The sequence below is a fragment of the Methanosarcina sp. genome (assembly GCF_028693135.1).
Classification (GTDB): Archaea; Halobacteriota; Methanosarcinia; order Methanosarcinales; family Methanosarcinaceae; genus Methanosarcina.
The window spans coordinates 1-20,880 of sequence record NZ_JAQUVZ010000059.1 but is presented as its reverse complement, the minus strand read 5'-3'; the positions used below and the strand labels follow the sequence as shown (position 1 = coordinate 20,880).

General features: G+C 41.4%; 20 protein-coding genes. 18 read left to right on the top strand and 2 right to left on the bottom strand.

The genetic code is table 11. The features are described from left to right. Positions 1-148: 148 nt before the first annotated feature. Together PHF18_RS16560 and PHF18_RS16555 are read left to right on the top strand one after the other, a co-directional pair. A complete protein-coding gene (locus PHF18_RS16560; protein ID WP_300104677.1) occupies positions 149-430 on the top strand; it encodes a hypothetical protein in 282 nt (93 codons plus the stop codon). A gap of 858 nt (positions 431-1,288) precedes the next feature. After that, positions 1,289-1,672 carry a hypothetical protein gene (locus PHF18_RS16555; protein ID WP_300104676.1) on the top strand — a complete coding sequence of 128 codons (384 nt, stop codon included), beginning with the start codon at positions 1,289-1,291 and terminating at the stop codon, positions 1,670-1,672. A 372-nt stretch (positions 1,673-2,044) separates the two neighbouring features. On the opposite strand, the gene PHF18_RS16550 is transcribed toward PHF18_RS16555, so the two are convergent. Beyond that, complete coding sequence (locus tag PHF18_RS16550; RefSeq protein WP_300104674.1) at positions 2,045-3,490, bottom strand: tyrosine-type recombinase/integrase; 1,446 nt, start codon at positions 3,488-3,490, stop codon at positions 2,045-2,047. Positions 3,491-3,827: 337 nt separating this feature from the next. Between PHF18_RS16550 and PHF18_RS16545 the strand changes: the two genes are divergently transcribed. From PHF18_RS16545 to PHF18_RS16490, 12 genes are all read left to right on the top strand, one after another. Then, on the top strand, positions 3,828-4,454 hold the full coding sequence (locus PHF18_RS16545) for a magnesium transporter (protein WP_048124868.1): 627 nt from the start codon (positions 3,828-3,830) through the stop codon (positions 4,452-4,454). Next, on the top strand, positions 4,451-5,029 hold the full coding sequence (locus PHF18_RS16540; RefSeq protein WP_300104672.1) for a magnesium transporter: 579 nt from the start codon (positions 4,451-4,453) through the stop codon (positions 5,027-5,029). The genes PHF18_RS16545 and PHF18_RS16540 overlap by 4 nt, the downstream gene beginning before the upstream one ends. A 150-nt stretch (positions 5,030-5,179) precedes the next feature. Beyond that, a complete protein-coding gene (locus PHF18_RS16535) occupies positions 5,180-6,379 on the top strand; it encodes a potassium channel family protein (protein WP_300104670.1) in 1,200 nt (399 codons plus the stop codon). Positions 6,380-7,399: 1,020 nt separating this feature from the next. Next, complete coding sequence (locus PHF18_RS16530) at positions 7,400-8,278, top strand: DUF362 domain-containing protein (protein WP_300104669.1); 879 nt, start codon at positions 7,400-7,402, stop codon at positions 8,276-8,278. A 245-nt stretch (positions 8,279-8,523) separates the two neighbouring features. Beyond that, positions 8,524-8,730: a hypothetical protein gene (locus PHF18_RS16525; protein ID WP_300104667.1), complete on the top strand. Its 207-nt coding sequence runs from the start codon at positions 8,524-8,526 to the stop codon at positions 8,728-8,730. Positions 8,731-9,510: 780 nt separating this feature from the next. Beyond that, the gene (locus tag PHF18_RS16520) at positions 9,511-10,095 is read left to right on the top strand and encodes a YbhB/YbcL family Raf kinase inhibitor-like protein (protein WP_300104665.1); all 585 of its coding nucleotides are present in this window, start codon (positions 9,511-9,513) and stop codon (positions 10,093-10,095) included. Positions 10,096-10,215: 120 nt separating this feature from the next. After that, positions 10,216-10,782 (top strand): peptide-methionine (S)-S-oxide reductase MsrA, encoded by a 567-nt coding sequence (gene msrA, locus PHF18_RS16515; protein WP_300104664.1) that lies wholly within the window; start codon positions 10,216-10,218, stop codon positions 10,780-10,782. Between the two features lie 267 nt (positions 10,783-11,049). Then, complete coding sequence (locus PHF18_RS16510) at positions 11,050-11,763, top strand: ABC transporter ATP-binding protein (RefSeq protein WP_300104662.1); 714 nt, start codon at positions 11,050-11,052, stop codon at positions 11,761-11,763. A gap of 33 nt (positions 11,764-11,796) precedes the next feature. Beyond that, entirely contained in the window at positions 11,797-11,925 is a 129-nt protein-coding gene (locus PHF18_RS16505) for a hypothetical protein (RefSeq protein WP_300104661.1), read from the top strand. A 34-nt stretch (positions 11,926-11,959) separates the two neighbouring features. Then, positions 11,960-12,640 carry a heme exporter protein CcmB gene (locus PHF18_RS16500; RefSeq protein ID WP_300104660.1) on the top strand — a complete coding sequence of 227 codons (681 nt, stop codon included), beginning with the start codon at positions 11,960-11,962 and terminating at the stop codon, positions 12,638-12,640. A 387-nt stretch (positions 12,641-13,027) separates the two neighbouring features. Then, complete coding sequence (gene iscB, locus PHF18_RS16495; protein WP_300104659.1) at positions 13,028-14,344, top strand: RNA-guided endonuclease IscB; 1,317 nt, start codon at positions 13,028-13,030, stop codon at positions 14,342-14,344. Between the two features lie 77 nt (positions 14,345-14,421). Further along, entirely contained in the window at positions 14,422-15,141 is a 720-nt protein-coding gene (locus PHF18_RS16490) for a cytochrome c biogenesis protein (RefSeq protein WP_300104658.1), read from the top strand. Positions 15,142-15,289: 148 nt separating this feature from the next. Here the strand turns inward: PHF18_RS16490 and PHF18_RS16485 are convergent, their stop codons facing one another. After that, positions 15,290-15,835 (bottom strand): cytochrome P460 family protein, encoded by a 546-nt coding sequence (locus PHF18_RS16485; protein WP_300104657.1) that lies wholly within the window; start codon positions 15,833-15,835, stop codon positions 15,290-15,292. A gap of 256 nt (positions 15,836-16,091) precedes the next feature. Between PHF18_RS16485 and PHF18_RS16480 the strand changes: the two genes are divergently transcribed. From PHF18_RS16480 to PHF18_RS16465, 4 genes are all read left to right on the top strand, one after another. After that, a complete protein-coding gene (locus tag PHF18_RS16480) occupies positions 16,092-17,189 on the top strand; it encodes an NADH:flavin oxidoreductase (protein WP_300104656.1) in 1,098 nt (365 codons plus the stop codon). Between the two features lie 328 nt (positions 17,190-17,517). Next, entirely contained in the window at positions 17,518-18,096 is a 579-nt protein-coding gene (locus PHF18_RS16475) for a helix-turn-helix domain-containing protein (RefSeq protein WP_300104655.1), read from the top strand. A gap of 105 nt (positions 18,097-18,201) precedes the next feature. Beyond that, positions 18,202-18,657, top strand: a complete 456-nt coding sequence (locus tag PHF18_RS16470) for a thioesterase family protein (protein WP_300104654.1) — start codon at positions 18,202-18,204, stop codon at positions 18,655-18,657. A gap of 138 nt (positions 18,658-18,795) precedes the next feature. Then, positions 18,796-20,448: an AMP-binding protein gene (locus PHF18_RS16465; protein WP_300104652.1), complete on the top strand. Its 1,653-nt coding sequence runs from the start codon at positions 18,796-18,798 to the stop codon at positions 20,446-20,448. The last annotated feature ends 432 nt before the right edge of the window (positions 20,449-20,880 follow it).

Below are 20,880 nucleotides of genomic sequence, written 5' to 3'. Positions count from 1 at the left end.
TGACGCCAGCAATTGTTTTAAAGCTTCGAGTTCCATTTTGTGACTCCAAGATATGATAAAGAGGAAATGGAGCAACTATTATATTTTTCCTGCGATTGAAAATCCATTTAATTTGAAGAGGATACGTCTTAATTAATGGTGTATTTGTATGCAAGTTATTTACAAAATAACATATCCTAATGGTAAAATATACATTGGACAGGATAGGACGGATAGCATTAACTATTTTGGAAGTGCCAATAATGATCTTATTGAAAAGGATTTCACTAGGGATCAAAAACGTGATTTTACAATAAGGAAAGAAATTATATGGGAATCCGAAACGGCATCTATAGAAGAAGTATATCAAATGGAATACAAATTCATAAGAGAATTCCAATCAAATAATCCTAATAAAGGTTATAACAGAAATCCAAAATTAAAAGAGTGACAAATTTATGATTAAGGCAGTGTCTTTAAACAATCACTTCTTTATATGTGGGAAAAAGTTTCATCAATGAAAAGGCAGTCTATTATTTTATTCTGAATCTTACTCCTGAAAGAGCAAGAGAAATAGGAATCAAGCATAGAAATGTTTTGGTTTATTTGAAGAAAAAAGCAAAGGAAGGATATCTGAATTTTAAGACAAGTAATGTTAGGAGAATTGTCAAATCACTCTAAAATATGTGTGCTGAATGTAAAAGTTCATAACTCTGGTTTTCAATTTGCCTTAATTTATAGAACTTTCGCTACACTGCCATAAGTTGTTCTGTGACGGGTCCTTAGTCAAAATATTTGTAAATAATAGGTAACTATTCACGTTTTAGAAGTATGGCCCTCGATGGCGAAAAATTGTTTATTATTAGTAAATAGGTAACATTTGTATATTTGTTGCAGATAGTCCCTTGCTGTCGATATCGCTACAAATTAGAAATGTTGTAGTGTATGCCTTTGTTTAAAGATGTAGTCAACTGATAGCGCTTCTAAAACCTGAATAGTAACAATAATAGTTATTAATCAAGAAGGAAAAGAATAAATAACGTTTATTCTCATATATTTGTTAATATTTTAGAAAGGTTATTCTATGAGCACTTTTTTAATACCGCTAGCTAAAATTGCCATAATAAGTGGAATAGTATCAGTTTTTGGTAACAAACAGAAAATACGGGTTCTAGAAGTAACTGGAGCTCTAGTCTTTGTTATTTGTATCATCCTGATTTTTGTAGACGCATTCATGAATTTAACATAAGTAAGAATTAATAGCTACCCATTAATTTTGATTAACCAATGTTTAAATATATAACTGACGATGACAACTGAAATAACTAAATCTTGGTTCTATTCATTAATAGAAGTAATAAAAGATGATCCAATTTGGTACATTTGCAGCATAGTATTATCTTTATTTATTATCAAAACTATGGCTGGAATGCTATTGGTTTATGGATACCTGCCATTAATATCTTACTTAATCGCTTGTACATATGGTTTCATAAAAATTATTGACAATCCGGAGAGACCTCTTGTATGGGCTGTTGGTTTTATTATAGGATGTGAAACAAGTAAATTATTTTTTAGCAACGTTATTCCATCACTCCACGAAAAAACACAACTCTCTATTTTTTCTGCTTTAATCATACTTTATGTAGTAGTAAATTTAAAGTTAAAATCAAATGAATTAAAAAAATATTAGTTATGGCATTATTTTCAATAAAAAATACTATTGGAATTTCTAGTGTACAAAAAAACCACTTTATTAAACAAATGCTATAAAAATAGAGTAATTTTGGACAGGGCACCTTAGAAAAATACGATTGTGTACTATTTTCGCACTAGCGTACAAAAATTCGAGATACCTATATCCCTTCATAAGAGTACGATGGGATGAATCCAAACAATTACCTCGATCCCCTTATTAATAGACCCTCACTGCAAAAGTTTATTTAATATGAGGAAATCGCTATGTATAAGCCAGTTACTAAATTATTCACCAAATTCCAACACAAATGATCTAACTGGCTCTTATTACTTTTTTTAGAGTTGCGTTTTTTGCGAGAAGTATTTTTCAATCACTATGTTTCTCTTTTGTTTCTTCAATCTGTTTCAGATAATATTCTTTTGTTTGTTGAATTTCAAATTCAATCCTTCTGATTTCCCCTTCCAACCATTCAATATGCTGTTTATAATATTCTACTCTTTCAGGTGTAAGGTCAACCATTTGTCCTTTCTTAAATGGTCTTTCATCAGGTTCTTTACCAGATTCCAAGTATCCTTTACATTCTTCTACTTGATATTCCAAATCTTTGATTTCCAGTTGATCGGGTTTTATAGAAGTATTCATTTCGATTTCTAGCATTTTTATTTCCATATCTTTTTTATATTTATTGAATTCTTCCACGAATACTTCTAATCTCTTATCGGTTTCATCAACGATTTCTTTCTCAAACATCAGATGATTTACATATCTTTTATAACGTGCCTTCCATTCATTTACACCATCTTCTCTGAATCCATCAGGTTTAGAATATGTTTGGTAGCCTTTCGGTAACTCTTTTCCTGATAGAAAATGGATTTCCCCTATTCCCATCCCATAAGTTTCTAATGTACTGATAAAATATTTCCTGCAAATATGGCTACGTATTGTATTGTAATTCCCTTTTTCAGTTTCCCACCCTTGTTTCTTACATAGGTATCTAAAGCATTCAGCTACATTGTATTCACTTAATTGCCTATATTCATCAGCATCTTTATAACTTTTTTCTAAAGCTTTCTTATAATCTTTATATATAATTTTATTTTTAATGAATAAAAAATCTTCATCAGAATTTATTCTGTGTTTTTCCCGCCATATCTCACCAATTTTGCCTTTTCCAGTTCCTTTACCATTTCTCCATTCCATATACAATTTAACGGCTTCTGTAGCTTCAGGTGAAAGGAAAGTATAGAATGGAGTATCACTCTTATGCCTTCTCAATTTCAATGTAGCAATGCCGCCATCATCAATATTTCGCACATCTTTTACTTTCAACCTGACTATATCAGAAACAGATAATCCTGAACTTGTGGCGACTAGAATATATGTCCTCAATAACAAATCTGAAGCACGAAGTATTTTATACATCGTTTTAACTGTAGGGACTTCATCATTTTTTTCTATATTTTTGGCAGATTTGTTAATAGGCGGCTTCTGAATAGGGATTTCATAGTCTTTATAAAAACTAACAATTGTATTGATATGGTGATTTATAGTTTTTTCTGCTAGTGGTTTTTGCACTTCATTACCATTTTTTAGAAAGTTTCTAAATTGTTTTAGGTATCTTAAATATTTACGTTTGGGTGGAAGTTCCCCACATTCATTTGTTGCTTCTTCCAACAATTCAGAAGGGGTCATTTGAGTCATGGAAACATATTTCCGCATGGCACTCAGATACCCATTCTTGGTATTTTCTGATTTGTACTTATCCAACCATTCTTTTACAGCTTCATCTTCCCTAATTTCTTGTATTGACATCCACATCAATATCACCTACATGACATATCAAATTGTAATTATTACTGCAAATAAGTTGGATTAGTACTATAGTAACTCCTATGACCATGGGTATCACTATGAGGTAACGGCTGCAAGTTATTTATTTTTATCCGAAAATTGACAGAAAAAGCCGGTTAATTGAGTTTTGAGTTCACTCTACAAAAGTTTACTCTACAAATAATCACCTATGGCACGGATCAGCATCCTAAGTGCTTCAGATAAAGCATGACACCGAACACACAGAAAGATTGTATAGTTATTAAATTTTAGAGAGTTACCCATTAGTTTAATAATATAGGCGTATAAATACAGTCGCATGCCCCCAGAGTCGCACAGGGATGAAGATATCTTCGAATCCCAGTATATAGACAGATATCTCAGCGAGTATGCGAGTGTTTCTTCAATAGTACGCGAGGCGCTGCCTTTTGAACTTATGGCGACTGTAGGTGGGGTCATTGCAGGGATCATTTTATCGGGAATGACCAGTGAACTTGAAATGATTCCCGGATTAATTGTTATTTATCCTGGTTTGCTCGGGCTACGCGGGAATATTTCCTCAACCCTTGGTTCCAGGCTGGGCAGTGCAATTCATATGGGGCTGATCACTGACATAGACAGGAACAACCCTGAGCTAACAAATAATATTTCAGGTTCTCTTCTTCTTGGTTTTTTAATGGCGATCTTGCTCGGGTTTTTAGGACATTTTGTTACCCTTGCTCTGGGTTTTGAAAGTGCGGGGGCTTTTAAACTTATCCTGATCTGTGTGATTTCTGCCCTTACTTCCGGAGTAATCCTTTCTTTTGTTGCTGTCCTGCTTGCCATAGGTATGTTCAGGTTCGGCTTCGATCCCGATAATGTTGTTACGCCTTCAATTGCAACTATCGGGGATATCGTTTCCATGTTCATGCTTTTTCTTTCAGCAAAACTGGTGATGATGCTTTGAGAAAAAAAGGGAGCCAGACCAGCTATTACACTGTAAGGGGTATTATCCAGCGTGGGCTTCCCGTTCTTTCGATTACCTGCGTAATAGGGATCATTGTCGGGCAGATACTTAACACAAGAGAAAACAGCCTGCTTTCTATGCCTGCAATCCTGATCCTTATCCCTTCCCTTATCAAGATTGGAGGCGACACGGGCAGCATGCTGGGTGCCAGACTCTCATCTGCCTTCCACATGGGGCTTGGGGACCGGATTTACAGGAACCCTGTGGTACATAACAGCGTTATTGCAGCAGCAATTGTGGGCTTTGTTTCTTCAATTTCTGTCAGTGTGCTGGTTTTCTTTGCAAGCAAATTCATGGGGTTTGGGATGCCTTTCCTTACCCTACTGGAAATCAGCCTTATTGCAGTAGTTATAGAACTTACAGTTGTATACTCTGCAACGATTGCCATCGCCTTTGCTTCTCACCGCTTCGGGATAGATCCTGATGATACTGTTATACCTATTATAGCAAGTCTTGGAGACCTTGTGGGGGTTATGGGAATCTTCATAGCCCTGCATTTGCTGGAGATTTTATAAATGGGATGCAAGTTAATAATATCACTTTTATCCAGAACATTTTTATTTAATTTATTAAGCCTTCCAACTCGTAATAATTCAATAATTAATAATTACTATGAGGTATATACTCATACACACCAACAATAAGGTAGAGTTGATACAGAGACCATGTTCCCTAAAGAATTCAGATACAGTCCAAGGAATCTTATAGACCTTTTGACTGAGATGAAAGATACTTCCGAACTCATGGTAGACCTGGCGTATTCCGCAATGGTCTATGATGATGAGGACATCGCAGAAGAGGTGCTTAACCTTGAAGATAAAATGGATACCCTCGACTATAATATGAAGATGGCTGCAATGTTAAGCACCCGCAGGGTTGATGAAGCTGAAGAACTCCTTGGAGTTTTGACGGTTGCTGCATCCTCGGAAAATATAGCAAACGCTGCGGGCGACATTGCCAAAATTGTTCTCATGAACATGGGTATTCCTATGGAGCTGAAGGTAGCCCTGAGGGAAGCAGAAGAAACCATTGTCAGGGCAACTGTTGATGCTGAATCTGTAATGGCCGGACGCACTCTTGGCGACCTTGAACTTGATATCGAAACCGGGATGTGGGTAATTGCAATCCGCAGAAGTGAGGACTGGATTTATGACCCTGATAAGGAGACCCGGATCCGCCAGGGAGATGTGCTGATCTCCAGAGGGCATGATGAAGGAGTTCCTCTTTTATTTCAAATGGCGACGACAAGGGAGTTTGTTCCGAAAGAAATAGAACACGATACAGCATTAAAGGACCTTGAACACGCCGTAGACATAATCGTGGACATGAAAAACATGTCTGAACTCTCGGTCGGGCTTGCTTACTCTGCGATCCTCTTCGATAACGAGGATATCGCATATGAGGTCAGTGCCCTTGAGTCCGAAATGGATTCCATGAAGTACGAACTTCAGCACTGGGTGCTTGAAACCGCAAAACACGTTGAAGATGTAAATTTGCTCAGGGGAATCCTGCACCTTGCCAGTGCCTCGGAAGCGATTTCTGACGCCGCCTACGGGATTGCAGATACCGTCCTGAGGGATATTGAGCTCCACCCAATCATTACCCTTGCAGTCCGAAACTCCGAAGAAGTGATCACCCGGCTCCAGGTAGAAAAATGCTCTCCAATAGTGGGCAAGACCTTCTCAGAACTGAGACTCGAAACCGAAACCGGGCTGCATGTAATGGCGATCAAGAGAGCAGAACGCTGGGTCTATGCTCCCAAAGGCAATAATGTTGTCCAGGCAGGAGACACGCTTATTGCCCGTGGGTCCAGGATTGGAGAAGGGGCGCTCATAGAGATGTGTGAGTGCAAGTTACGCCAGTGACACCCGAGTTGTGATTAGCACGATTTGTGATTAGCCCGAGTTGTGATTAGCACGAATAGCGACTCGCCCGAGTTGCGCCACCCGAGTTGCGCCTCGGGAGTACGCGGTCCTTTTCGCTGCGCTCAAGAGGACTACTTGATGGATTATAGCAGTGAGTTTTGCTGAAGTGGACTAAATTATGGATGTTAATACTGAACTGCGTTCAAGAGGACGAAATTAAATCGTTCTGACCCGTACAACCTTATTCGCTTTATCGTGTCGTTTTTGTCCCGCCCGAGTTGCGCCTCGGGAGTACGCGGTCCTTTTCGCTGCGCTCAAGAGGACTACTTGATGGATTTTAGCAGTGAACTTTGCTCAGGGGACTAAATTATGGATGTTAATACTGAACTGCGCTCAAGAGGACGAAATTAGAGCGTTCTGAACCGGGCAACCTTATTTGCTGTACCGTGTCGTTTTTGTCACGCTCGACGCAGGAGAGCGGCTTTCAGATAAAAAAAGAAGAGAAAATAAGAGCCTGAAAGTGAAAACTACTGAGAACACTGTAAAAAACTAATCGATAGAAATGACCGGGGAAGCCTATAAGATTTAACCGAAAATCAACAAAAAATCAACAGGAAAGAAGAAGAAAAAACCGACAGATAAGTACCAAACAAGATAGAATTAAATTCGATCTAAAAAAGAATTTTTCTATTTTATTTTTTCGTTCTTATTTCTTATTTCTTTTTTTCGATAGACCACCAGACAGGCTGGCGGAGGCTTTCGAGGTTATGCGGGTCAAAAGAGGTTCTAGAGGAGAAGAGTAGATTTTTCGACTAGCGGAGCATTTCTGATAGAATTTTTCTGGCTGGAAGGCGGTTACAGCCCTGTACGGCGCGCGAGTAAAAACATATCTACGGTTTTGGGATATTTTCAAAATATCAACTGAGTAATCAGCGGCTGCTCTTCGCTTAAGTACACAGAAATCCATTGTATTTCTGGTTTTTATACCTCGGGTTACATATTACTCTATGGGAGTTTGAGATGGTAATTGTTGGATTTTCAAGAAGTAAGGATACCCTTGAATCCGTGAGGACAGCTGTGGAACTTGCAGGTGGGCTCGGAATTAAGGAAGGGACAACTGTATTGATCCGGCCTAACGCAAACACTGCAGACCCTGCTCCGGGTTCGACAAACCCCGAGGTTTTGAGGGGAGCTATCAGGGAAGTAAAAAGATACAACCCGGGAAAAATAATTGTGGCTGAAAAGTCTATGACTACCCTGGATACCGAAAATGTGATGAAGAAGCTTGGGCTCTGGCAGATTGCGGAAGTCGAAGGGGTGGACGAAATCCTGACCTTTGATCATATGAAGCGCTGGCATGTGAAACCTGACGGGGCTTCTTCCTGGCCCATCGGCTTTTTTGTGCCTGAGCTTCTGTCATCAGTTGATTACACGATTGCCCTTCCGGTAATCAAGACTCACTGGACTGCAACGTTTACTATGGGCCTTAAGTCCCAGATCAGCATAACCGCAGACGGAGACAGGCGGCAGCTTCCTCACGGACAGGGGATGGATACGCTCTTCGGAAACATGATTGCCGAATCTAACCTCGCTTATAAGCCTGATTTCTATATCTCGGATGCGACAAAGTGCTTTGTGACTGAAGGCCCGAATATAGGGACCCTGAGGGAGCCGGGAATTATCCTGGCAAGCCCGGATGTGATTGCAAACGATGTGGCAGGACTTGCCCTTCTGAAAACCCTGGGCACCGTTCCGAAAATCCAGAGGAACTCAGTCTGGGCTCAGCCCCAGATAAAAAAGGCTGTGGAACTAAGACTGGGGGCGCGCAGCAAAGAAGAGATCATGGTCAAGGGCTCCGGGGTAGAAGAGATAAACGAGATTATTGCCAACCTTGCCTGACCTGACCGTTACCTGATGTTATCTGAAAAAGATCTCCTGATGGATCAGATTTCCGAAAATTCCATCTTTCCCGGGAGAATCAGGGCGGACTGAAGGTGAAAACCCGGACGACTTTAAAGGATAAGACACTGTACCAGCAATACATTTCGGTCCCCGTTTTTCAATGCCTGTGCAATTATGATCACCTATCACCAAAATTTATTTATTTTCGACAGGCACATAATAGATTAATTGGGGTATTTTCTATGAAATGCGAAATCTGTGGAATAGAGAGCGATGCAAGATACTGCAACGATTGTGGCAAAGTTATGAACGATGTTATAAGACGCGTAGGTGAAGCTCGCTGGGCAGCAATTGATGACTGCGCATTTATTTATCCGCTTGTACGGCGCGTAGGTAAAGGGGAACTTACAGTTCACGATATAATTCAGTCTCTTGATGTTGAAGATTGAGTTATCTGCCTTTTAGAGCTCCATCCTTATCCAGGATGACTTTAAAAATTGTTCCTGAGCTGCACAGTTTATTTCTAAACCTGGTTTTCAGGTTACCGGAGGTATCGATACCTGTTGTGCAGCCAGGTAATTCCGGAAAACGGACTTAAACCGTACTGGAAGTTAAGTTCGGGTAATTTAAGTCTGGTCAATTTAAGTTATTTTTCAGAGGTTCAGGCTTTAAGGTCGGGTTTCAAATTAGTTTATACTATGGTATCTCAATTCAAGTTTTAAAGTCGGGTTCTGAGATAAGGTTCTGAGATAAAATCCTTAAGGTTATATCTCTTTAGCCTTAACATTATAGTGTTAAGCAATTTTCTCTGATCTCAGGAACTGGTGCTGTGCGTCAACTACCCCTGAGCTAAAGACTCAGGGGCTTGTCTAACAAGCCCTGGTTGACCAGATCACCGATTAGGAGCTTTGGAAAATCGGTAAACGATAGGAAAGAAATAGTTACCCTTGGATGTCGCCTCAGTTTAAGGCTCTAAGGATGCAGGTTAAACAGTCCTGAGAGGTAGGGACAGTGCTTGCATCGTTAAACCTTTCCATATCAGATCGAGAGGAGGACGGATTCCTGAATTGACTCCACAATTCGGATACGCATTACCCTACGTATGTAGGTGGAGGGTGATTTATTCGCCCTCATTACATTGATAAAAAACTAATTCAATAGAGCAGGATGGGGAAGTTTACGCATTCCTTCCCTGAGCTAAAGATTCAGGGGTTTCCTGCTGAGGGTTTATGAACAGAAAAGCCGGAGCAGTTGTTTTAATGTTCCTGTTTGCAGGAGTGCTCCTGATTTCGGGATGTATAAAAAATGAGCAGACTGAAGCACCTGCAGATGAAAAGTCTTCCGATACCGGCAAAGGGGATGAGAATATGGACATCCAGATTATAAAGGTTTTTAGCAGCGCGTTTGAATCTAACAGTACTATCCCCCGAAAATATACATGTGATGGGGAAAACATAAACCCGCCTCTGGAATTTGCGAACATTCCGGAGGAGACCGAAAGTCTGGTACTGATCATGGACGATCCTGATTCTCCCATGAATCCATTTACTCACTGGGTCGTCTGGAATATTGAGCCGGTGGCAAAAATAGACGAAGATAGTATCCCTGGGATTGAGGGAATCAATAATTTCAGGAAGATCGGCTATGGAGGCCCATGCCCTCCCTCAGGAACGCATAGATATTTCTTCAAGGTTTATGCACTGGACAGGCAGCTTGAGCTCAAAGCAGGAGCCGGGAGAAAAGAGCTTGAAAACGAAATGATAGGGCACATCATTGCCGAAGGGGAACTGATGGGGAAATACGGTAAAACCTGATCAGAGAAAAAGGGTATTATCCTGAATAAGCTATACCTTTATTATGCGGTATGCTTCGATTGTGGGATATACCCTGATCATAAGGCAGACCTGATTTTCTTGAAGACTGGGGGGAAGATAGTGGAAGAAAATAAAAAGGATGAACAGAGAAACGCAACACCTGAAGAGAGTAAGGACGTATTTGAAAATCCTGGAGAGGGACTGGAAAAGGCGACCTTTGCTGCAGGCTGTTTCTGGGGAATCGAAGAGGCTTTTCGACAGGTAAAAGGCGTGGTTGTAACTGCGGTTGGCTACAGTGGAGGGCATTTTGAAAAGCCTACTTACGAGCAGGTCTGCACCCTTAATACCGGACATGCAGAGGCCATACGGGTCATTTTCGACCCCAAAGTTGTTTCGTATAATGAATTGCTGGAGGTCTTCTGGAAGGTCCATGACCCGACCACAAAGGACAGGCAGGGACCTGATGTAGGAAAACAGTACCGCTCTGCGATCTTTTACCACAGCGAGGAGCAAAAAGCTGCTGCTCTAGCCTCAAAGGAAGAACTAGAGAAGTCAGAGGCTTTCAAAAACCCTATCGTAACCGAGATAGTACCGGTTTCTGATTTCTATATGGCAGAAGATTACCACCAGCAGTACTTTGAAAAGAAGGGGTTTTTGCAGAATATACTAAGGAGTTTTAAGAAATAACTGTTGAAGACAGGCTCTGTAGATAAAATCAGTATAGATCCGGAACTGTGCGAAAAAATCATGCACAAATAAGTAGTGCACAAATAAGTAGTGCACAGACAAGTAATGCATAGACAAGTCACGCACAGACTATAACGTTCATGCCTCAGACAGCCACAATACAGAGCATTAGACTATAAAGAACCATAATCCAGTGCAAAGTTACGGGCCGAAACAGCACAGACCATATAAAAAGATTAATTTAGAGGGATTCTCAAAGTAGGTCCGATGGAAAACGCGGTCTCTATAAGGGAACTATCAAAAGTTTTCGGGAAAACTCCTGTCCTGAAAGCCCTTGACCTTGACCTCAGAAAAGGCGAATTCGCGGTTATTTTTGGCCCAAACGGGGCTGGAAAGACCACTCTTTTGAAGTTGATCTCAACTCTGATAGAACCTACCGCAGGTTCTGTTTTCGTGTCCGGGTTTAATATAACTGAAGAGCCCGAAAAAGTCCGCAAAGAAATAGGGATGCTTTCCCACGATTCTTACCTCTACGGAGATCTTACTGCAAAAGAAAACCTGCATTTTTTCGGAAAGATGTATGGAATTGATGGTCAGGAACTCGAAAAGAGAATTTTACAGCTTTTAAAAGAGGTCGGGCTTGTAACAAAAGCGGACGAAAGGGTCAGCACTTTTTCAAGAGGCATGAAACAGAGGCTTTCCATTGCAAGGGCTCTGCTTCACAGACCTTCCCTCCTCCTTCTGGACGAACCATATACAGGGCTTGACCCCGGAGCCTCCCTGGTTTTCGAAAATCTCCTTAAAAGCCCTGAATTCCAGGGAAGCACAAAATTAATGGTTTCCCACGACCTTGAAAGGGGCTTTGCCCTCTGCAACAGGCTCCTGATCCTGGATAAAGGAAAGTTTGTATATGATGGATTTAAGACAAATTTCTCAGGGTTTCAGGAATTCAGGGAAAAATGCGGCTCCATGCTCGCATGAGCCCGAAAGTTAAGAAAGAAAAATACGATTAAAATGGATATTTTAAAAAAGGGATATTTAAAAAAGGGATATTTAAAAAAGGGATATTTAAAAAAGGGATATTTAAAAAAAGGATATTTAAAAAACGTAAGTATAAAAAGACAAATATTGAAATCAGGATAAAGTAACAGGTAATGTGAAAACAGGAGTTTAAAAAATGATCCGGAGCTTTTATATCGCTGCAAAAGACCTTAAAGCCGAGTTCCGGACAAAACAGATGCTCAACTCAATGTTCATTTTCTCGCTTCTGGTGCTTGTGGTCTTCAGCGTTTCTTTCGGGGATTTTCTCGGGGATGCTGAGAAAGTTGAAAAACTTGCTCCCGGCGTGCTCTGGATTGCTTTCACCTTTGCCGGGATGCTCGGGCTTTCCAGGACCTTCGTAATGGAAACTGAAAACGGATGTCTTGAAGCACTTATGCTCTGCCCTGTGGACAGGGGTGCGATTTATACCGGGAAAATCCTCTCCAACCTTGCGATAGTATTTCTTATGGAAGCTGTAACCCTGCCCTTCTTTATCATACTTTTCAATTACAGCCTGGGAATCGGAACCCTGTTCCTGCTCCTGCTCATCTTCTTCCTCGGGACTTTCGGATTTATTGCTGTCGGGACCCTGCTCTCTGCCCTTACCCTTGGCACCCGTACCAGAGAACTTCTCCTGCCTGTCCTTCTCCTGCCTGTCCTCCTGCCTGTCCTGATTCCTGCAGTGGAAGCAACTGCCGGAGTTCTTGCCGGCAACAGCATTGGAAATCTGGTTCCTGAAATCAGGTTGCTTGCAGTTTACGACCTTGTGTTCTTTGTAATCTCGCATCTGGTCTTTGAATATGTTGTTTCGGACTGAGGTCTGACTAAGGTTTTTCGGGCAGGAAAAAAGAAGGACGAGAAGAAAAAAGAAGGTAAAAGGAAAATAGTAAAACAGAAGAATCTTCAAGACAGCGATCAAAATCGAATCAATAATAAACGAAGTCAACTACCCGCCAATAAATTGGCAGGCATGTAATAGTGCTTTGGTTGACCAGCTTAAGTATTAATTTACTACGTTGGATTTGTCATAACACCTGCAGGTGCTTCCTCAGCTTGTAGCTCTGTTGTATAATATTAAAAGTTCTGTAGGGTAGGAACGGTGTATTATACCTGTCAAGCATTTCCAACATTAGCGAGAGGAGACACGAACGTGCGTTACCGGAAGCAGGATTCATCTTACTTCTGAGATCGGAGAAATCCAATTATGATTTTCGTATTAAACAAAAACAAACAACCATTAAGTCCCTGTCATTCAGCAGTTGCCAGAAAATTGCTTAAAACAGGAAAAGCTGTTATTCATAAAAAATATCCATTCACAATTCGACTAAAAGAGTTGAAAAATTCCGAAAATAAAGCTGAATTCCGATTAAAAATAGACTATGGAAGCCGACACACAGGTTTAGCTATCTTAAATGGTTCTAAAGTAATTGGGCTTGCTCAAATCCATCACAAAACCAGTATTAAAAGCAATATGGATAGCCGCAGAGAAATGCGGAGAACTCGACGAAATAGAAAAACCAGATATAGAAAACCCAGATTCAACAACAGAAAACGAAAAGAAGGTTGGCTTCCTCCATCCCTGCAAAGCAGGGTAGACAACATCCAAAATTGGGTTGCTAAACTGCAAAAGTTATGTCCTTTGACTCATATTTCGTATGAAAATGCCAAATTTGATACCCAGTTAATGCAAAATCCTGAAATATCAGGTGTTGAATATCAGCAGGGAGAACTTCAGGGATACGAAGTTAGGGAATATTTGCTTGAAAAATGGGGGAGAAAATGCGCATATTGCGGAGCAGAGAATGTTCCCCTGGAGATAGAACATATAATTCCAAGAGCAAGAAAAGGAACTGACAGAGTTTCCAATCTAACATTAGCCTGCAGGACTTGCAATGAAGCAAAAGGAACCATGACAGCAGAAGAATTCGGGTATCCTGAGATTCAAAAACAAGCAAGAATACCACTGAGGGATGCTACACTCGTAACTGCTACACGATGGAAAGTCTACAACACACTCACAGAAAAGGGACTTGAAGTCGAATGTGGCACAGGTGCAAGAACGAAGATGAATAGAATCAGGTTGAATCTACCCAAAGATCATCATTTTGATGCAATTTGTGTTGGTGCTTCAACACCAAATGAAATTAGATTCAAAACAAATTCAGTACTTCACATAAAAGCAAAAGGTAGAGGATCACATTGCAGAACCAATCTTGATAAGTACGGATTTCCTAGAGGGTATCTGAGTAGACAAAAGAGTTTCTTTGGATTCCAAACAGGAGATATTGTTAAAGCGGTTGTTCCGAAAGGAAAACACAAAGGAATTCTTTTTGGTGCTGTAGCTTGTAGAAAAACAGGGTATTTTGATATTAAAAATAAAGAAGGTGTTAGAATAGGGCAGGGAATTAATCATAAATATTGTAATATTTTGAGTCGAGCAGATGGATATGAATATGCCACAGAGAATTTGGAAGTTGACGGAATTCCTCCTACGACTGAAGTCATAGGCATCCTTCCTTAATTTATCGTGAATCGAGTCAATAACAAGTATCGGTATTGAATTTTTGTTATCTTAACCTATCAAAACACGTGAACAAAATGGCATCAAATTCCAGAAAAACCGGAGTGCTGGCAGTTGCAACTGCCGGTGTAATGCTTCTTGCGATATACATGATCTTTTTCTACCTGCCTCCGATTAAGGGCGAAGCAGGCGAGGTTCTGAGCGGGAGCTTCAGGATCTTTTTCTTCCATATGCCAATAGCAATTATATCTTATCTGGCCTTTGGAGTTGTATTTGCCGCAAGTATCCTCTACCTCCGGGAAAAATCTCTCAAATGGGATATCTACGCCCGCTCGGCTGCTGAAGTAGGAACCCTTTTTGCATTCCTTGTGCTTGTTACGGGTTCGATCTGGGCAAAGGATGCCTGGGGTTGGTACTGGATCTGGGATCTCAGGCTGACCACCTCCCTGGTTCTCTTCCTTGTTTACCTCGCCTACATGATGCTCAGAAAAGCCCTCGAAGAGCCTGAAAAAAGAGCCCGGCTTTCGGCAGTCTTCGGAATTTTAGGCTTCATGTCCGTACCCCTGAGTTTCTTTTCAATCCGACTCTGGCGCTCGGCTCATCCCCTTATGTTTGGAGGAAACACAGGTGGAAGCGGAGGAGGACTTGAAGGAACGGCGCTTCAACTGACCCTCCTTGTCAATTTCATAGCTTATTTCCTGCTTTTCCTCACCCTTTTTTCCATCAAGGTGAAAAACGAGCAGATGCAAGAAGCAATTGATGAAAAAAGAGTTGAAGAATTTGAGGAAAATATTTAAAGAAAAACCTTTCCTCTTTCACATTTTTCCCCTTAAACATTTTTCCCCTTTAACAGTTCTCCTCTTCCACACCATATCTTTCGGCTCTGTTTTGGAAATTTTTTGATAAGAATAGGTATTATTTTTCTGGACTTTTTGCATTTACTTTTTACTTGAGGTCTCCTCTGAATATATAGTCGTTATCTGCCCTTTGACTGTGGCAGTTGTAACAGCTCTCCACCTTGCCTTCTGCCTGTATACTTCCGTTTACGTCATAAACCATCCAGTACCAGTCATTGTGTTCCGGGTCAAAACCTTCGACCTTATGCATCAGAGTGACCGCGACCAGCTCTTCATCGGAATTATAATTCTCTTTCAAAATTGTGCTATTGTAAGGCATAACCCCGGCCTTTTCCTCAATTGCAGAAACTGCTTCATCCGAGGCATAGATTGTAACAAGAGCTCCATGTGGACTATTTCCGGCAGTGAGTTCTGTCGTGCCCGGCAGGAGATTCCAGTTTTGATACTTGTTTTCTTCTGTTACGTATGTATACAGGGCTTCCCCGCTAAGAGTTTCCCCTTCGGGAGCTGTATCTTCGGCTACAGGAGTCTCGTTGACCTGCTCAGGCCCGGATTCATCCGAAGCACAGCCAGGAAACATAACTGCAAGCAAAATAAGAAGCATCGTCCATGTTATGTATTTCATTTTAAGCATTTCCCCACCCCTGATATTTTGTTTTCATTTGCAAGTTTACAATTTTTGGTTTTATTTGCCATTTGACAATTTTTGATTTTATTTGAGATTCTATAATTTTTGTTTTTATTTGCTAGTTTATAATTTAAGAATTCTATAGTAATTATTCATATCTATGGGATAAATTTTGACTGAGGGGTCAGGTTTTCGGAAGCTTCAAGCTCACACGATTAAGCTCCGGGAAAATTATTTACCCTTTCTTTTCCTATCTTTTTCTATGATTTTTGACCCTATCATGGTCTGCAACATGGAGCTGCAGAACCACTTTGTGAGATCTGCGACCCATGAGTTCATGGCCGAAGAAGACGGGACGCCCACTTTTAGGCTTGGAGACCTCTATGAAGAGCTTGCAAAAAATGAAGTCGGGATGATCATAACCGGATATTCTTATGTTCTTCCAGGCGGTCAGAGCGATAACTTGCAGCAAGGTATCTATGATGACCGTTTCATCGAGCCATACCGGAAGATAACCGAAAGGGTACACAGGTACAAAAGCAGAATTGTGCTCCAGATAGTGCATGGAGGACGGCAGGCAGACACTTCGGACGAATACCCGGTTCCGATTGCTCCGTCAGTGGTCAAAAACGGGCATTCGTCAGTAGTCCCCAGGGAGATGACCGAAAAGGAAATCCTGGAAATGATTGAGGCTTTTACCCTGGCGGCTGTGAGGGCAAAGGCGGCAGGCTTTGACGGAGTCCAGCTCCACTGCGCCCACGGTTTCCTCTTAAGCAACTTTATATCCCCTTACACGAACAGGAGGACTGATAGATGGGGAGGCTCCGTAGAAAACCGGGCAAGGATAGTCACGGAGATAGTAAGGCGCATAAAAGAAGAAGTAGGGAACGATTTTCCGATTCTTGTGAAAATGAATGCAACGGATGGTTTCCAACCTGGCTCAGCGAAGGCAGGGCTGGGACTCGATTCCCCTGAATGCGTGGAAATTGCAAAAATTCTTGAAAAGGCAGGTATATGTGCAATAGAGGTCAGCGGAGGGATAGGCGAAGCAGGCGGGGTAACCATAAAAACTGCAATTAATTCTCCTGCAAAAGAGGCATATTTCAAGAACTACTCAAAGATGATCAAAAGTGCAGTGGGTATCCCGGTAATCCTTGTAGGTGGCATCAGGTCTCTTTCTGTAATGGAGGAACTTCTTGCAAACGGGTTTGCAGACCTTATATCAATGAGCAGGACGTTCATCAGCGAACCTGACCTACTTTTAAAGCTTAAATCCGGAAAGGCTAAAAAGGCAAGGTGTGTATCCTGCAACCTCTGTTTCGACCCCGAGGGGATTAGGTGCAATTTCGAGTTTCAGTGAGTTCAGGAAAACTGTATTTTTTTACAGTTTACTTTTTAATTTTTAATTTTTAATTTTTTATTGTTTCCCAAGTTTACTCTTTTTTAGTTTTTTCCCTTCTTTCCACTTTCTCTTTTTTTCTAATTTTTCCTTTTTTCTTCCAACCGATTTTTGGTTTTTGTTTACAATTGTTTTTTAATTTATTACTTCAAAAAGTGGGTCTAAACGTATATTTTTTATAATAGAGAGATACAAAAGGGATAAGCTTTATAGCCTATTTATAGGGACTCTGGTTTACATTTTTTTGCCAGGCCCTCTAACTAAAAAATGTTTGTGAGGAAACATAATTATGTCAGAAGAGAACCGTGTCGGCAGTAAGATACGCCATCTTAGAGAAGCCCAGGATATGACTGTTGAAGAACTGGCTGAAGCCAGTCAGAGCAGCGTGGAGTTAATCCAGCAGTTAGAAAACGGAGCCCTCGTTCCCTCCTTAACCCCTCTTTTAAAGATTGCCCGGGCTTTAGGCGTCCGTCTCGGGACTTTTCTAGACGACATGCCCCAGAGCGGGCCTGTAGTGGTAAAGGCAGGACTATCCGAAAACGTGGTCCGTTTTTCCGGAAAGACCGAGAGACCTAAGAAGAGTGCTCTTGAGTTTTACTCCCTTGCCTCGGACAAAGCAGACCGCCATATGGAGCCTTTTATTATTGACATCCATCCCTCTCCTGAGGAAAGCCACAAGCTCTCTTCTCATGAAGGGGAGGAGTTCATCTACGTCCTTTCAGGAGAAATTGAAATCTTCTACGGCAAGGATGTTCACAGACTGAGTATCGGAGACAGCATCTATTACGATTCCATTGTCCCACATGACGTCCATGCAACGGGAAAAGAGGATGCACGAATAATGGCTGTAGTCTATGCTCCTCTCTAAGAGCCTCAGTTGGATGGGTAAGAGAGTAAGAATTGACTTCAACGGGCAAAGTTTAGATTAAAAATTGGATAATTGAGTACAATATTAAGAGCTAGGGAATCCAAAATGTTCAGTATAAATGTTAGTCCGCGCTTTGGAGACATTGATGGTCTCGGGCATATAAATAATACAGTCCTTCCGGTCTGGTTCGAAACGGGAAGAAACTCCATTTTCAGGCTTTTCTCCCCGGACCTTATCCTTAGCCCTGATGTGTGGCACCTGATTCTTGTAAGAACTGAGTTTGATTTTCTGAAGCAGATGTATTTCAGGTCCGATGTGGAGATCAGGACCTTCGTTGCAAAGATCGGAAACAGTTCCTTTACTGTCGGGCATGAAGCCTGGCAGGAAGGGGAACTCAAGGTCAAAGGCCAGGCGGTACTGGTCTATTATGACTTCAAACTCCAGAAAGCGTTTCCCCTTCCGGACTCTATCCGCGAGGTCCTGAAAAGGCACATGTTCCCTTCAATGGACACTTCCCCGGAGGACGCAAGAACTGATACGGATTCTCCCTGCTCGATTTAAACATACTTCAGAAACACCTTTTACTGGCCTGGATGTAAAAACCCCATTCATAAGCCGAAAGTTTCAGAAAGTAGATTCTGAAAGTAGTTTCTGAAAATAGTTTCTGAAAGTAATAGTCCAGAAGATGAGGCTGAAACCATGCATCTTATAGAAGATTCTCTTGGAGAATACTTTGAAAAACAGGTAGCTGTAGACCCTGACCACGAATTTATCATTTATCCCGACCGTAACCTGCGCTTTACTTATGGCCAATTCAACGAAAGGGTAAACAACCTTGCAAAAGGGCTGCTTGCGATAGGGATAAAAAAGGGAGACCATGTAGGGATCTGGGCAAAGAACGTCCCTGACTGGCTTACCTTCATGTTTGCCACCTCGAAGATAGGAGCAGTGCTCGTTACGGTAAATACCGCATACAAGAGCCATGAAGTTGAGTATGTGCTTAAACAGTCAGATATGAAGGCACTTGCTCTTATCGATAGTTTCAGGGACGTTGATTATCTTGAAATTATTAACGAGCTGGTCCCGGAGCTCAAGAGTTCTGAAAGAGGGCGCCTGAGAAGTAAAAATTTCCCATTCCTGAAGAGCGTAATTTATGTTGGACAGGAAAAGCACAGGGGTATGTACAATACCAATGAGCTGATGCTCCTTGGCAGCCATTATCCCGATGACGAGCTCAAGAAGATTATGGCAAGTGTCAGTGGAGATGATGTAGTCAACATGCAGTATACTTCAGGGACAACCGGTTTTCCGAAGGGAGTTATGCTGACCAGCAAAAATATCCTGAACAATGGGCTCTCCATAGGCGACCGCCAGAAGTTCACTCACGAAGACCGGCTCTGCCTGACAGTGCCTCTTTTCCACTGTTTTGGAATCGTACTAGGAGTTATGGCTATCCTGACCCACAGGGCAACACTTGTTATGCTTGAGGTTTTCGACCCTCTCCTAGTGCTCGCTGCAATCCAGAAAGAGAAGTGTACCGCACTTTATGGCGTCCCTACAATGTTCATTGCCGAGTACACCCATCCCATGTTTGATATGTTCGATCTCTCTTCCCTTAGAACCGGGATCATGGCTGGTTCTACCTGCCCTGTAGAAGCCATGAAAAAGGTCGTAAAAGATATGCACTGCCACCAGATCACCAGCGTCTACGGACTTACGGAAGCATCTCCGGGAATGACCCAGACAACTGTCGATGACCCCGTGGAACTCAGAGTTGAGACTGTAGGCAAGTGTTTCCCTGGAGTTGAAGTCAGAGTAGTTGACCCATCTACAAATGAGCCAGTGCCTCCTAACACAGTAGGAGAGCTCTGCTGCCGTGGATATAATATCATGAAGGGTTACTACAATATGCCGGAAGAAACAAAAAAAGTGATTGATGAAGAAGGCTGGCTGCACAGTGGGGATCTTGGGACCTGTGACGAAAAAGGTTACTACAGGATTACTGGCCGCATAAAGGACATGATCATCCGGGGCGGGGAAAACATCTATCCCCGGGAAATTGAAGAGTTCCTGCACGCAATGCCCGGTGTCAAAGATGCTCAGGTAGTTGGCATACCTGATACGAAATACGGAGAAATCGTAGGAGCCTTTGTTATCCTTGAAAAAGGTGCAGACCTTACGGAAGCCGATATCAGGGACTATGCTGTAAGCAAGATCGCACGCTATAAGGTTCCGAAGCATGTCTTCATAGTAAAGGAATACCCTCTGACCGCAAGCGGCAAAATCCAGAAATACAAGCTCAAGGAACTGGCTGTGGAGCTTCTGAAAAATGGAGAGGCAAACGGCAACTAATTCAGTACTATCGACCTTAAGGTCGATTTCTTTTTTAGTTGTAGTTTTGTTTTTATTATTTTCTTCCCTGAATATTTCTTTCTAATGCCTTAATAAAACTTTATTTTTCCTGTAACCCATACTTTCTTGAAATTTAGGTTAGTCCTTATTTTGCTTTGCTTGAAAATTTTAATTGGATTAAAAAAGAAGAAGCTATCTATATTTTAGGAGTAAACTATAATTTTCAGCCAGTTATAAAATAATGCCTCAATCAAATGTTGATAAGCAAACAAAATTAATAAATCATTGAATATTTAACGTAATTTATGTATCCCCTTCAAATTGAGTGGAAAGCTCTGTTTTTCAACTCAACGAGCTTTTTTCTCTGATGATTTGAGCCAGAGGTGGCATCTCAAATTTATTGCTCACTCTATCCCATATGTACTGATATGC